Raw genomic sequence first — 12,830 nt, 5'->3', positions numbered from 1 at the left:
GTTAGAAAAGTCTCTGGGATCCTACCGGCCGGCTTCGCCGGCCTTTCGCGGGCTAGGCCCGCTCCTACAAAGACCGCTTCGTAGAAAGGTTGGGACGGTGTTACGTCTCGTGGCGGGAGAGTACTCTTTCACCATTAATAACCCGTGGAGCGATGGCTATGCGTTGGATGATCTACGGTGCCAATGGCTACACCGGCGAGCTGATCGCCCGCAATGCCCGTGGCCAGGGACTGAAGCCGATCCTGGCCGGCCGCCGGGAGGCCAAGGTGGCGCCGCTCGCCGAGCAGGAGGGGCTGGAGTACCGGGTGTTTTCCCTGGACGACCCGGACACCCTGGCGGACGAGCTGGCCGACGTGGATCTGGTGCTGCACTGCGCCGGCCCGTTTTCGCGCACCAGCCGGGCGATGCTGGAAGGTTGTCTCAAGGCGCGCACCCACTATCTGGACATCACCGGCGAAGTGGCGGTGTTCGAGCATGTATTCGCCCAGGCGGCGCGCGTCGAGCAGGCCGGCATCATCGCCTGCCCGGGGGTCGGTTTCGATGTGATTCCCACCGATTGCGTGGCCGCCCGCCTCAAGGAAGCCCTGCCCGATGCCCGCGAGCTGTCGCTGGGCTTCTCCACTCGCTCGGGCCTGTCCCCCGGCACCGCCAAAACCCTGGTGGAAGGCCTCGCCGACGGCGGCCGCGCCCGTATCAACGGGCAACTCGCCGAGGTGCCGCTGGGCTGGAAGGTACGGCGCATTGATTTCGGCGCCGGCCCGCAATGGGCCATGACCATCCCCTGGGGCGACGTGACCACCGCCTGGCAGAGCACCGGGATTGAAAACATTCAGGTGTTCGTGCCCGCGCCGCGCTGGCTGATCTGGGCCGCCAAGGCCGGCAACGTGACCCGACCGCTGATGTCTCTGCCGGTGATTCAAGGCTATTTAAAGTCCCTGGTGGACCGTCGCGTGAAAGGGCCGGACGAGCAAACCCGCGCCCGCCTGACCACCCACGTTTGGGGCGAGGCACGTAACGGCGCCGGCGAACAGCGGGTGATCCGGCTGCGCACCGCCAACGGCTACGCGCTGACCGTGGACGGCGCCCTGGCGGTGCGGCGCTTTATCGAGGAACAGGCACCGGCCCCCGGCTGCTATACGCCCTCGAAACTCTGCGGCGCTCAACTGGTGGAGGAGCTGCCGGGATCCGGGCACTTCGAAGTAAGTGAGTGCTGACACTCGTCGGCCATGATGCACACCGCTTATGCCGTTCGATGATTCTTATGCATTTGTTTAATTGACGGGCCGGCGTTAGCGTGTCCGTTTCACTGAGCTATTTTTATAACAGGCACTATTCGGGAGATAAGCATGCGCGCCATTCTCTGCAAGGAACTGGGGCCGGCGGACAAGCTGGTGATCGAGGACGTACCGTCACCCCAGGTGAGCGGTGACGGGGTCAAAGTGAAAGTGAAGGCGGCCGGCCTGAACTTTCCCGACACCCTGATTATTGAGGGCAAGTACCAGATCAAACCGGAGCTGCCGTTTTCACCGGGCGGCGAAATGGCCGGCGAGATCATCGAGGTGGGTCCGGACGTGAAAAACCTGAAGCCCGGCATGCGGGTGATGGGCCTGACCGGCTACGGCTCCTTCGCCGAGGAGATGGTGATCGGCGAAAGCCGCGTGATCCCGGTGCCCGACGGCATGAAGGACGAAACCGCCGCCGCCTTCAGCATGGTCTACGGCACCAGCTATCACGCCCTCAAGCAGCGCGCCAACATTCAGCCCGGCGAGACCCTGCTGGTGCTGGGCGCCAGCGGCGGCGTGGGCCTCGCCGCGGTGGAGCTGGGCAAGGCCATGGGCGCCAAGGTGATCGCCGCCGCCAGCAGCGACGACAAGCTGCAGGTGGCCAAGGAAGCCGGCGCCGACGACCTGATCAACTACACCGACGAAGACCTCAAGGAAGCGCTCAAGAGCCGCTACCCGCAGGGCATCGACGTGATCTACGACCCGGTGGGCGACCGCTTCACCGAGCCGGCGTTGCGCAACATGGCCTGGAACGGCCGCTTCCTGATCGTCGGCTTCGCCGCCGGCGAGATTCCCAAGATCCCCGCCAACCTGACCCTGCTCAAGGGCTGCAGCGTGGTGGGCGTGTTCTGGGGCGCCTTCACCGCCAAGGAGCCGAAAGCGCACATCCAGAACGTGAAGGAACTGATGCAGCTGTTCGCCGAAGGCAAGATCAACCCGCGCGTCAGCGAGGTGTTCCCCTTCGAGCAGTACGAAGACGCCCTGGCGGCGCTGAGCTCGCGCCGCGCCAAGGGCAAGGTGGTTCTCAAGGTCAGCGACTAAGTCGCTGCCGGAGCCCCGCCACTCTGGTCGATGATCTTGCCGGGCGCGCCCTCCAGCAGGGCCGCCCGCAGATCATCGGGCACCGTGGTTTTCTCGAACGGTTCGGTGGTCATCAGCACATAGACCACTTCCGCCCGGCACAGCGTGGTGCCGTCTTCCGCCTTCACCAGTTCGTGCTCCAGCGTGAACGAGCTGTTGCCTACCTTGAGCGTGCGCACGTGCACGTCGATGACGTCGTCGAAGCGCGCCGGCGCCTGCCATTCCAGGGTCATTTTCACCACCTGGTTGTCCAGCCCCCGGGCCAGCAACGCCTTGTAGTCCCGCCCCAGGGAGCGCATGAACTCGGTCATCGCCAGGTCCACGTAGTCCGCGTAGCGGGCATTGAACACCACCAGTTGGGCGTCGCATTCGTTGTAGCGGACCCGGAAACGGAAGCGGAAGCGCTCGCTCATGAAAACTCCTATTCAAGTTGTTCGGGCATGCCCGCGCGGCGCCGTTCCGCGAGCCACTGGCTGCGCGTGATGGCGGCGTCCTCGCCGGACATGCGGCTGATAATCTCAAAGAAATTCTGCCGGTACTCGTCTTTCATGACCTGGTCACGGGCCTTGATGCGCACGGCGTAGACACTTTGCACGTTCTGGTGATCAAAGGCACGCCACTGCTGTTGGTCCTTGAGCAGCGTGTAGCTGTGGCCCTCCAGGGCACGCCGCACGTTGTCGGAGGCGAAGCTGCCGGCCCGTTCCACCGCCTCTTTCCACTGATACACAATGCTGTAGGCGGATGCCGCCGAAGTGGAGGGGCGGGTACGGTAGCGCTGGGAGAATTCTTCCACGAACTGCTGGCCGCGCTCAAAGCCGTATTCGTAGGGTACGTTCCAGGTCCAGGGTGCGGCGCCGATCACCCCGGCCATGATGAAGGGCCCGGTCTGCTCGACCATGCTGAGGGTGAGATTGGGCACCACGATCTGCATCCGTTCGGGCAGCTTTTTCTGCTGGGCGATAGTCATGCCGCGCACCATTTGCTCGCCGAACAACACCATCACCAGGACGTCCGCGTCGCTGTCCGCCGCCGCCTGCATGGCCTCTTCGATTTCGTGGTAGCGGCCGCCGGGGAACGGCACCAGCACCGAGCCGTGGCGCTCGCCGTCCTTGGTGTCGGTGAATTCGCGCATGGAGGCTTCGGTGGTGTGGCCCCAGGTGTAGTCGGCGGTGACGTAGAAGTACTTCTTGTCCTGGTACTCGCGCTTGAGGTAGTCGCCCAGCACCCGCGCCGCCATCCAGGCGTTGTAGCACTCGCGGAACATGCCCAGGTGGCCGTCCTTGCCGGTGGTATCGTTGGAATAGGTGAGCGTGCCGAAGTAGAGCAGGTCGTGCTTGCGCGCCTGCTTGCTGGCGGCGATGGCGACGCCGCTGGACGAGCCGCCGAACAGCATGGCCGCGCCTTCGGCGGCGAGCTCGTCCACGTTGCGCCGGGAGCGCTCCGCCTGGGAGGCGGAATCGCGCTCGATCAGCTCCAGCGGCCGGCCGCGCACGCCACCGGCGGCGTTGATTTCATCAATGGCCATCAGGGCGCCGCGCTTTTGCATCAGCCCCTCTTCACTGTATTCACCGGTGTGCGGGTAGTTAAGGCCCAGCTTCACCGGCGTGGCCGCGTGCGCGGCGCTCGCCAGCAAGCAGGCGGCAACGATACCCAAGCTTTTTTTGAGTCCCATGGCGGTTCCCCAGAATTGTTGTTATCTGCTTGTGGCCGCGGTGAAAGCGGACCCGCAGGCCTCTTACGAGACAACTAGCACGCCCCCTGAAAACGGTGTTATTAGCCTTTGGTCGAGCGGACGCCGGCGGAGCGTGACCGGTCAGTATTGAGCCCGGGCATACCGGAGAGTATGCTTCCTGGCCAAATTTAAAACAAAATTCCACTTTAACGGAATTCCAGCTAATCGGGAGAGACCCATGACCGCGGTAAGTGAAGCGATGCCCGTCTACGCACCAGAAATGGACGCGGAGGCCTTTGTATCCGTGCCCGAACGCCTGCAGCAGCTGGCGGCGGCCCAGCCGGACAAACCGGCGGTGTACGACGAAACCGGCATGCTCACCTGGCGTCAGTTCGTGGATAACGTGAACCGGGTGGCCAACCGCCTGCGCGCCGCCGGTCTGCAGCGCGGCGAGACCGTGGCCGGCCTGTCCGAGAACAGCGCCCGCTACCTGACCCTGTTCATGGGCACCCTCACCGCCGGCGGCTGCATGGTGCCGCTGTCCGGCATGGCCGCCGGCGAAACCCTGGCGCTGATGGTCAACGACTGCGACGCGCGTTTTCTGTTCGTGTCCGCCAAGCACCGCGACCTGATCGAGCCGCTGCTCGACGGGCTCGACAACATTGATAAGAACACCCGCATCAGCCTGGATTTCCAGGCCGACGGCTGGCTGGCCTTCGAGGACTGGCTGGGCGACCCGGCCACGGACGCGCCGGACCACACGCCGTCGCTGGACGACCCGTTCAACATCATCTACAGCTCCGGCACCACCGGGGTGCCCAAGGGCATTCTCCACGATCACCGCCTGCGCGCCCGTCAGCTGGAGCGCGTGGCGGCCCTGGGCTACGACGACACGGCGGTGAACCTGGTGTCCACGCCGCTGTACTCCAACACCACCCTGGTGTCGGTGCTGCCCACCCTGTTCGGTGGCGGTACCATCGTCAGCATGGCCAAGTTCGACGCCCACCGCTTCCTGGAGCTGGCCGAGCAGCACCGCGTCACCCACGCCATGCTGGTGCCGGTGCAGTACCAGCGCATTCTCGCCGAACCGGATTTCGACCGCTTCGACCTGAGCAGCTTCAAGGTGAAGTTCTCCACCAGCGCGCCGCTGCGCGCCCACGTGATCGCCGACGCCATGGCGCGCTGGCCGGGCAACATTCTGGAGTTCTACGGCCTCACCGAGGGCGGCGTGACCACCACCCTGAACTGCGCCGAGAACCCCACCAAATGGGCCACCGTGGGCAAGGCCAGCCCGGGCTGCGAGCTGCGCATTATCGGCGAGGACCTGAAAGAGCTGCCCGCCGGCGAGATCGGCGAGATCGTGGGCCGCAGCGGCGCCATGATGCGCGGCTACTACAAGCGTGAAGACAAGACCAGCGAGCTGCTGTGGACCAGCCCCGAGGGCGAGGTGTTTTACCGCACCGGCGACATGGGACGCCTGGACGAGGACGGCTTCCTGTCGGTGCTCGACCGCCGCAAGGACATGATCATTTCCGGCGGCTTCAACGTCTACGCGGAGGACCTGGAGAAGGTGCTGCTCAAGGACGACGACGTGGTGGACGCGGCGGTGATCGCGGTCCCCAGCGAGCAGTGGGGGGAAACGCCCCTGGGCCTGGTGGTGCTGCGCGAGGGCGCCGAGGGCGACCTGGAGGCGATCCGCGAGCGGGCCAACCAGCAACTGGGCAAGGGGCAGCGTTTGTCCGGCCTGGAGCGCCGCGACGAGCTGCCGCGCAGCACCATCGGCAAGATCCTCAAGCGCGAGCTGCGCGACCCGTACTGGAAGAATCTGGAACAGAGCAAGCGGGACTGAGCGCGCCCGCGCTCACCCGCGCTACAGCAGGTTCTCGATCGGCAGCAGCGCGCACAGTTGCGACGCCAGCCGCCGCAACGGACTGACCCGGGGTTCGCTTCGGTACTGAACCGGGCCCCGCTCGTCGCCGGCGCCCCATAGCAGCCCCTGGTCGTCACTCGTGACCCGGTAGCTGTTCTGGGGCGCCATCCCTTCCTCCACGAACGCCGCCACCTCGCCGGCCAGCGCTTCGCTGTCCACGTAGTAGCCCATCTCCGTGTTCACGTTCACCGAGCGCGGGTCCAGGTTGAACGAGCCCACGAACAGCTCCTTGCGGTCGAGCACCATGGCTTTGGTGTGCAGGCTGGACTTGGAGCGGCCCCGGCCGCGCAACAGCCGGGCGTGGTGGCGGCGGGCGCGGGCGTTGGCCTGCAGCTCGTGGACCTCGACACCGCCGCGCAGCAGCGCCGGGCGGTAGCGGGCGTAGGCGGCGTGGGCGGCGATCACGTCGTTGGTGGCCAGGCTGTTGGTGAGCAGCGCCACCCGGCAGCCGTTGCGGTGCATGTCGGCCAGGGCGGCGGTGAATTCGTCCCCGGGGATAAAGTAGCTGGCCTCGATCAGGATCTCGTTCAGGGAGCGCTGCCCGAGCAGCCGGCCGAGCTGGTCGCCCATCAGGCGCTGGGTGGCGCCCTTGGCCTTGTCCGGCGGATCGAACAGCAGCGCGGCCGGCGCCTGAATCTGTCGTCGGTCGGCGGCGCCGAGAACGTCTTCGAAATGGGCGACATCCTGTTCGTAACGGTAGGGAAAACCGTCCAGGCTTTTACGCCACGCCACCAGCTGCTGCCACAACCGGTCGGCGTGGACCCGCGAGCGGCGGCGCAGGGAGCGCAGGCGCACGCAGACGTCGCTGTCCCAGTAGGCGTCGAAGGCGGCGCGGGTTTCCGCCACGATCGGCCCCCGGGCGTAGATGTCCAGGTCGCGGAAGTTGGCTTCCGGGTGGACACCGAAGTAGTGCTCGGACAGGTTGCGGCCGCCGACGATGGCCCGCTCGCCGTCCACGATCCAGGCCTTGTTGTGCATCCGGTGGTTGAGCCGGGGGGCGTGATAGAGCCACTGAATAAAGTGCTTGTAGCGGCCCCGGAACGGGTTGAACAGCCGGATTTCCACGTTCGGGTGCGCGTTCAGCGCCGCCCATTTCACATCCCGGCCGAGCTGGTTGGCGTGGTCTAGCAGCAGCCGCACCTTGACGCCCCGGCGGGCCGCTTCCAGGGCCCGGTAGACCAGCAGCTTGCCGATCCGGTCGTCCTCCCAGACGTAGTACTGCAGGTCCAGGGTGCGCTGGGCCAGCCGCGCGGTGGCGGCGCGCAGCACGAAGGCTTCCTCGCTGTCCGCGACCAGACAAAAGTGAGAGTTCTCGACGTTCTGACGGGGGGCACCTTGCCCGTGCCCCTGGGCTTGCTCACTCATCAACGCTTGAGGTTATCGCGGATTTCGCGCAGCAGCAGAATGTCTTCCGGCACCTCGGGGGTGGGCGGCGGCTCCACCGGGGCGGCCTGTTCTTCCTTGCGCTTGACCCGGTTGAGCCCGCGCACCAGGAAGAACACCGCCCAGGCGACGATCAGGAAGCTGATCACGTTGTTGATAAATACGCCGTAGTTGAGCGTCACCGCGCCCGCCGCCTGGGCGTCGGCCAGGGTGGCGAAGGGCCCGTCGCCCTTGAGCACCAGGAACAAATCGACGAAATCCACGTCCGCCAGGAGCAGCCCCACCGGGGGCATGATCACGTCGGACACCAGGCTCTTGGCGATGGTGCCGAAGGCGCCGCCGATAATGATCCCCACGGCCATATCGACCACATTGCCGCGCACGGCGAATTCACGGAATTCCTTGATCATGCTCATCGTCATCGCTCCCTTTATGACCGGACCGGTCCCGGCTGGAAGTATGGTAGCCCGGATGCGCGCCGCGGCGAAACGGTTAGCGGCGTTGTCGCCATCCACACGGTGGGCGGCGCACAATCATGGGAGTGGCGGGCCGTGCCGACCGGGAGGCCGATGTAACATTCTCTCTCCGGATGCATCCAAGGTTCGCTAAAGGAGGCAACTATGATGCGCGTATTGGTTTTCCTAATGGTGTTGGTGGCCGGGCCGGCCATGGCCGCCCAGGCCAGCGCCGTGTTCGCCGGCGGCTGCTTCTGGTGTACCGAAGCGGATTTCGAAAAGCTGGACGGGGTGTCCGAAGCGATCAGCGGCTACGCCGGCGGCGAAGAGGTGGACCCCACCTACCAGCAGGTAGCCGGTGGGCAAACCGGCCACACCGAGGTGGTGAAGGTGCTCTACGACCCGGAGGTGGTGAGCTACGAGAATCTGCTCGCCTGGTTCTGGAAGCACATCGACCCGACCGACCCGGACGGCCAGTTTATTGACCAGGGCTCGCAGTACCGCAGCGCGATCTTCTACCAGAACGACGAGGAGCGTGCGCTGGCGGAAGCGTCCAAAAAGGCCCTCGATGAGAGCGGCCGTTTCGATAAGGACGTGGTCACCGAGATCGTGCCGTTGAAAGCGTTTTACGAAGCCGAGGACTACCACCAGGACTATTACAAGAAGAGTGCCCTGCGCTATAAGTTCTATCGCTACAACTCAGGCCGTGATCAGTTTCTGGAGAAGCACTGGGAAGACCCGGACGCACGCCCCTGGCTGAGCGCCTCGGTGGAGGAAGAAGAGGAACAGGAAGAGCTGGATCTGGGTGCGCCCTGGGAAGGCCCGGAGAAGTTCAAGCGCCCCTCCGATGAGGTGCTCAAGAAGGCGCTGCCGGAGATCGCCTTTCAGGTGACGCGTGACGACGCCACCGAGCGGGCGTTCAAGAACCCGTATCACGACCTGAAGAAAGAAGGCATCTATGTGGACGTGATCAGCGGCGAGCCGTTGTTCTCCTCCACGGACAAGTACGATTCCGGCACCGGCTGGCCGAGCTTCACCCGGCCCATCGACGACCGCTTCGTGACCACCCGCGAAGACAACAGTCTGTGGTGGGCCACCCGCACCGAGGTGCGCAGCCGCTACGCGGATTCGCACCTGGGCCATGTGTTCGACGACGGGCCGGCGCCCACCGGCCAGCGCTGGTGCATGAACTCCGCCGCCATGGAGTTCATCCCCCGCGAGAAGATGGAAGAGCTCGGCTACGGGGAGTATCTGTCCCTGTTCGAAGACTAGGGCCGGTTACTCCACGGTGACCGATTTGGCGAGGTTGCGCGGCTGATCCACATCGGTGCCGCGCAGCACCGCCACATGGTAGCTGAGCAGTTGCAGCGGCACGGTGTAGACGATCGGCGCGATGCTTTCCGGCACTGCGGGCATGTTCAGCACATGGATGCCCTCGCCCTCTTTAACGTGGGCGTTCTTGTCGGCGAACACATAGAGTTCGCCGCCCCGGGCGCGCACTTCCTGCAGGTTCGACTTCAGCTTTTCCAGCAGCTGGTCGTTGGGCGCCACCGCCACCACCGGCATTTCCTTATCCACCAGGGCCAGCGGGCCGTGCTTGAGCTCGCCGGCCGGGTAGGCCTCGGCGTGGATATAGGAGATTTCCTTGAGCTTGAGCGCCCCTTCCATGGCCACCGGGAAGTGCACGCCGCGGCCCAGGAACAGGGTGTGGTGCTTTTCCACGAAGGCGCGCGACAGGGTTTCGATGGGCTTGTCCAGGGCCGCCGCCTGCTCCAGGAGATTGGGCAGCTGACGCAGTTCGGACAGAATCGTTTCGATCTGGTCGTCGCCCAGGCCCTTACGGCGGCCCAGGGCCAGCACCAGCATCATCAGCCCGGTGAGCTGGGTGGTGAACGCCTTGGTGGACGCCACGCCGATTTCCGGCCCGGCCTTGGTGAGAAACACCAGCTCGGACTCGCGCACCAGCGAGGAACCGTCCACGTTGCAGATCGCCAGGCGACCGACGTAATCCTTGCCGCCGGTGTCGCGCAGCGCGGCCAGGGTATCGGCGGTTTCACCACTCTGTGAAATGGTGACGAACAGGGTGCCTTCCGGCACCACGTGCCGGCGGTAGCGGAATTCACTGGCCACTTCCACCTGGCAGGGAATGCCCGCCATGGCTTCCAGCCAGTAACGGGCCACCATGCCGGCGTGGTAGCTGGTGCCGCAGGCGACAATTTGCACCGTGCGTACCCGGTCGAAGATGGCGGCGGCGCTGTCGCCGAAGGCGGCGCTCACCGCGTCGGGCGAATCGATACGTCCTTCCAGGGTGCGCTGGATGGCGGCGGGCTGCTCGAAGATTTCCTTCTGCATGTAGTGCCGGTACGGCCCTTTGTCGGCGTCCTCGTGGGTGCCGTCCAGTTCGTGGACGGTACGCTCCGCCGGCTCACCGTCGGCGTCGGTGATGGTGACGGCGTCCACGGTGACGTCCACCAGATCGCCCTCTTCAAGAAAGATGAAGCGGTTGGTCACCGGCAACAGGGCCAGCTGATCGGAGGCCACGTAGTTTTCGTCGATGCCCAGGCCCACCACCAGCGGCGAACCGGAGCGCACCGCCACCAGCCGGTCGGGTTCATTCTGGTCGATCACGCCCAGCGCATAGGCGCCGTGCAGACGCGCCACGCTGGCGCGTACCGCGGCCACCAGATTGCCGGTGTCCTTGAGGGCGCGGTGGATCAGGTGGGCGATCACCTCGGTGTCGGTCTGCGAGCTGAAGGCGTAACCGTCGGCTTCCAGTTCGTCCTTGAGTTCCTGGAAGTTCTCGATGATGCCGTTATGCACCACCGCCAGCCCGTTACCGGACATATGCGGGTGGGCGTTGTCCTCGGACGGACGGCCATGGGTGGCCCAGCGCGTGTGTGCGATACCCAGGAAGCCGGCACTGTTCTGCTCGCGCACCGCCGCTTCCAGCGCCGCCACCTTACCCTGGCGGCGCACGCGGAGCAGGCCCTGGTCGTTGAGCAGGGCCACGCCCGCGCTGTCGTAGCCCCGATATTCCAGGCGCTTCAGGCCGGTGATCAGGATGTTGCTGACATTACGATGGGCAATGGCGCCGACGATTCCACACATGTGCTTTTCCTTTTTGTCCGTTCCGTGCCTATTTCTTTTCCGGCCGCGACCAGTTCTGAATGTTGCGCTGCTGGCCACGGGCCACCGCCAGGCCCTGGTCGGGCACGTCCTTGGTCACCACGCTGCCGGCGCCCACGGTGGCATTCTCGCCGATGGTGACCGGCGCCACCAGCGACGAATTGGAACCGATAAAGGCACCGTCCTTCATCACCGTCTGGAACTTGTTCACGCCGTCGTAGTTGCAGGTAATGGTGCCGGCGCCCACGTTGACGCCCTTGCCGATACGGCTGTCGCCAATGTAGGTGAGGTGGTTCACTTTCGAGCCCTCGCCCACATAGGCTTTCTTGGTCTCCACGAAGTTGCCGACCTTGGCCCGGGCGGCCAGCTCGGTGCCCGGACGCAGACGGGCGAACGGACCCACCTGACACTCTTCACCGACCACCGCGCCGTCCACCACCGAGTTCGCCTCGATGTGGGTGCCGCTGCCGATGCGGGCGTTGCGGATCAAACAGTTCGGGCCCACGGTGACGCGGTCGCCGATCACCACGTCGCCCACCAGCACGGTGTTGATGTCGAGGGTGACGTCCTGGCCGCACTGCAGGTTTCCACGGATATCCAGGCGGGCGGGATCCAGCAGGGTGACGCCGGCGCGCATCAGCGATTCCGCGCGGACCCGCTGATAGACCCGTTCCAGGCGCGCCAGCTGCACCCGGTCGTTGACGCCGTCCACTTCCCAGGCGTGGCCGGGCTGCTCGGTGACCACCTCCATGCCCGCGTCCACGGCCATGGCGATCAGGTCGGTGAGGTAGTATTCGCCCTGGGCGTTGCTGTTGGAGAGTCGCGGCAGGCTGTCGTTCAGGAAGCGGCGGGTGCAGGCGAGAATGCCGGTATTGATTTCGCGGACCGCTTTTTCGTCGTCGCTGGCGTCTTTCTGCTCCACCACCCGCCGTACCTTGCCGTCGCCGTCGCGAATCACACGGCCGTAGCCGGAGGGGTCATCCAGAGTCAGGGTCATCAGCGCCAGGCTCTGGTCGTCCACGCGGGCGACGAAGTCACGCAGGGTCTGCGGCTGGATCAGAGGCACGTCGCCGTACAGCACCAGCACCACGTCTTCTTCCAGGTGCGGCAGGGCCTGCGCCACGGCGTGGCCGGTGCCGAGCTGTTCGGCCTGCTCCGCCCATTGCAGCCGCGAACCGGTCACCGCCTGGCGGACGGCATCGCCGCCGTGACCGTAAATCAGCACGGTGTTGTCCGGGTCGAGGGCGCCGGCGGCGTCCACCACGTGCTGCACCATGGGGCGCCCGGCAATCGGGTGGAGTACCTTGGGGAGATCCGATTTCATGCGGGTTCCCTTGCCCGCCGCGAGAATCACTACCGCCAGATTCATGCTCCGCTTCCTTGAGTTCTGTGGTGATAACAAAAAAAGGGCAGCTCAGAGCCACCCTTTTTTAATTCAGCTTGTACCGAAAGCCGGGCGTTACCGCTTGGCCATCTTCTTGATTTGCTCGATGGTACGCAAGCGCGCGGACGCTTCGGCCAGGGTGATGGCGGCGCGCGAGTAGTCCATGTCGGCGTTCTTGCCTTCCAGGGCTTCCTTGGCACGCTGCTTGGCTTCTTCCGCCTGGGCGCCGTCCATATCCTGGGCGCGCTCGGCGGTGTCCGCCAGCACGGTGACCAGTTTCGGCTGGACTTCCAGGAAGCCGCCGGAGACGTAGAACACTTCTTCGTCCCCGTTCTGCTTCTTCACGCGAACCGGGCCGGGCTTGAGCCGGGTGAGCAAGGGCGCGTGACCGGGCATGACACCCAGGTCCCCTTCCACACCGGCGGCCACTACCAACTCGACCAGTCCGGAGAACAGCTGCTTTTCGGCACTAACGATATCGCAATGCACGGTCATCGCCATCTGTGTTCCTCCCCGG

General features: G+C 65.2%; 11 protein-coding genes. 4 read left to right on the top strand and 7 right to left on the bottom strand.

Annotation, left to right across the window (positions count from 1 at the left end; translation table 11 throughout):
* Positions 1 to 158: 158 nt before the first annotated feature.
* Positions 159 to 1,214 (top strand): saccharopine dehydrogenase family protein, encoded by a 1,056-nt coding sequence (locus tag ACMG4O_RS03320; protein WP_414434436.1) that lies wholly within the window; start codon positions 159 to 161, stop codon positions 1,212 to 1,214.
* A 132-nt stretch (positions 1,215 to 1,346) separates the two neighbouring features.
* A complete protein-coding gene (locus ACMG4O_RS03315; RefSeq protein ID WP_194855308.1) occupies positions 1,347 to 2,324 on the top strand; it encodes an NADPH:quinone oxidoreductase family protein in 978 nt (325 codons plus the stop codon).
* On the opposite strand, the gene ACMG4O_RS03310 is transcribed toward ACMG4O_RS03315, so the two are convergent.
* Positions 2,321 to 2,776, bottom strand: a complete 456-nt coding sequence (locus tag ACMG4O_RS03310; protein ID WP_142947998.1) for an acyl-CoA thioesterase — start codon at positions 2,774 to 2,776, stop codon at positions 2,321 to 2,323. The two genes, ACMG4O_RS03315 and ACMG4O_RS03310, sit on opposite strands and share 4 nt — an antisense overlap.
* 8 nt (positions 2,777 to 2,784) lie before the next feature.
* Positions 2,785 to 4,035 carry an ABC transporter substrate-binding protein gene (locus tag ACMG4O_RS03305; protein ID WP_414434435.1) on the bottom strand — a complete coding sequence of 417 codons (1,251 nt, stop codon included), beginning with the start codon at positions 4,033 to 4,035 and terminating at the stop codon, positions 2,785 to 2,787.
* Between the two features lie 238 nt (positions 4,036 to 4,273).
* Between ACMG4O_RS03305 and ACMG4O_RS03300 the strand changes: the two genes are divergently transcribed.
* Positions 4,274 to 5,884, top strand: a complete 1,611-nt coding sequence (locus ACMG4O_RS03300; RefSeq protein WP_414434434.1) for a class I adenylate-forming enzyme family protein — start codon at positions 4,274 to 4,276, stop codon at positions 5,882 to 5,884.
* A 21-nt stretch (positions 5,885 to 5,905) separates the two neighbouring features.
* Here ACMG4O_RS03300 and ACMG4O_RS03295 read toward each other — a convergent pair whose 3' ends face one another.
* Both ACMG4O_RS03295 and mscL read right to left on the bottom strand, forming a co-directional pair.
* Positions 5,906 to 7,330 (bottom strand): phospholipase D family protein, encoded by a 1,425-nt coding sequence (locus tag ACMG4O_RS03295; protein WP_414434433.1) that lies wholly within the window; start codon positions 7,328 to 7,330, stop codon positions 5,906 to 5,908.
* Entirely contained in the window at positions 7,330 to 7,764 is a 435-nt protein-coding gene (mscL, locus tag ACMG4O_RS03290) for a large conductance mechanosensitive channel protein MscL (protein WP_142947994.1), read from the bottom strand. Before mscL ends, ACMG4O_RS03295 begins: the two co-directional genes overlap by 1 nt.
* Before the next feature lie 204 nt (positions 7,765 to 7,968).
* Between mscL and msrA the strand changes: the two genes are divergently transcribed.
* Positions 7,969 to 9,075, top strand: coding sequence for a peptide-methionine (S)-S-oxide reductase MsrA (gene msrA / locus ACMG4O_RS03285; RefSeq protein WP_414434432.1), 1,107 nt, complete (start codon positions 7,969 to 7,971; stop codon positions 9,073 to 9,075).
* A 6-nt stretch (positions 9,076 to 9,081) separates the two neighbouring features.
* Here msrA and glmS read toward each other — a convergent pair whose 3' ends face one another.
* The 3 genes from glmS to ACMG4O_RS03270 form a co-directional block, all read right to left on the bottom strand.
* On the bottom strand, positions 9,082 to 10,911 hold the full coding sequence (gene glmS, locus ACMG4O_RS03280) for a glutamine--fructose-6-phosphate transaminase (isomerizing) (protein WP_370183656.1): 1,830 nt from the start codon (positions 10,909 to 10,911) through the stop codon (positions 9,082 to 9,084).
* A gap of 28 nt (positions 10,912 to 10,939) precedes the next feature.
* Positions 10,940 to 12,298, bottom strand: coding sequence for a bifunctional UDP-N-acetylglucosamine diphosphorylase/glucosamine-1-phosphate N-acetyltransferase GlmU (gene glmU / locus ACMG4O_RS03275; RefSeq protein WP_142947992.1), 1,359 nt, complete (start codon positions 12,296 to 12,298; stop codon positions 10,940 to 10,942).
* A gap of 90 nt (positions 12,299 to 12,388) precedes the next feature.
* Entirely contained in the window at positions 12,389 to 12,814 is a 426-nt protein-coding gene (locus tag ACMG4O_RS03270; protein ID WP_142947991.1) for a F0F1 ATP synthase subunit epsilon, read from the bottom strand.
* Positions 12,815 to 12,830: the final 16 nt, after the last annotated feature.

Source organism: Alloalcanivorax venustensis (genome assembly GCF_047495515.1).
GTDB lineage: Bacteria > Pseudomonadota > Gammaproteobacteria > Pseudomonadales > Alcanivoracaceae > Alloalcanivorax > Alloalcanivorax venustensis.
The sequence above is the reverse complement of the archived record's forward strand: the minus strand, read 5'-3'. Positions and strand labels throughout refer to the sequence as shown.

What these genes read in the sequence shown, in the direction of transcription:
- ACMG4O_RS03270 (WP_142947991.1), bottom strand. Translation starts at nt 12,814, where the DNA reads ATGGCGATGACCGTGCATTGCGATATCGTTAGTGCCGAAAAGCAGCTG.
- glmU (WP_142947992.1), bottom strand. Translation starts at nt 12,298, where the DNA reads ATGAATCTGGCGGTAGTGATTCTCGCGGCGGGCAAGGGAACCCGCATG.
- ACMG4O_RS03295 (WP_414434433.1), bottom strand. Translation starts at nt 7,330, where the DNA reads ATGAGTGAGCAAGCCCAGGGGCACGGGCAAGGTGCCCCCCGTCAGAAC.
- ACMG4O_RS03305 (WP_414434435.1), bottom strand. Translation starts at nt 4,035, where the DNA reads ATGGGACTCAAAAAAAGCTTGGGTATCGTTGCCGCCTGCTTGCTGGCG.
- msrA (WP_414434432.1), top strand. Translation starts at nt 7,969, where the DNA reads ATGATGCGCGTATTGGTTTTCCTAATGGTGTTGGTGGCCGGGCCGGCC.
- mscL (WP_142947994.1), bottom strand. Translation starts at nt 7,764, where the DNA reads ATGAGCATGATCAAGGAATTCCGTGAATTCGCCGTGCGCGGCAATGTG.
- ACMG4O_RS03300 (WP_414434434.1), top strand. Translation starts at nt 4,274, where the DNA reads ATGACCGCGGTAAGTGAAGCGATGCCCGTCTACGCACCAGAAATGGAC.
- ACMG4O_RS03310 (WP_142947998.1), bottom strand. Translation starts at nt 2,776, where the DNA reads ATGAGCGAGCGCTTCCGCTTCCGTTTCCGGGTCCGCTACAACGAATGC.
- ACMG4O_RS03315 (WP_194855308.1), top strand. Translation starts at nt 1,347, where the DNA reads ATGCGCGCCATTCTCTGCAAGGAACTGGGGCCGGCGGACAAGCTGGTG.
- ACMG4O_RS03320 (WP_414434436.1), top strand. Translation starts at nt 159, where the DNA reads ATGCGTTGGATGATCTACGGTGCCAATGGCTACACCGGCGAGCTGATC.
- glmS (WP_370183656.1), bottom strand. Translation starts at nt 10,911, where the DNA reads ATGTGTGGAATCGTCGGCGCCATTGCCCATCGTAATGTCAGCAACATC.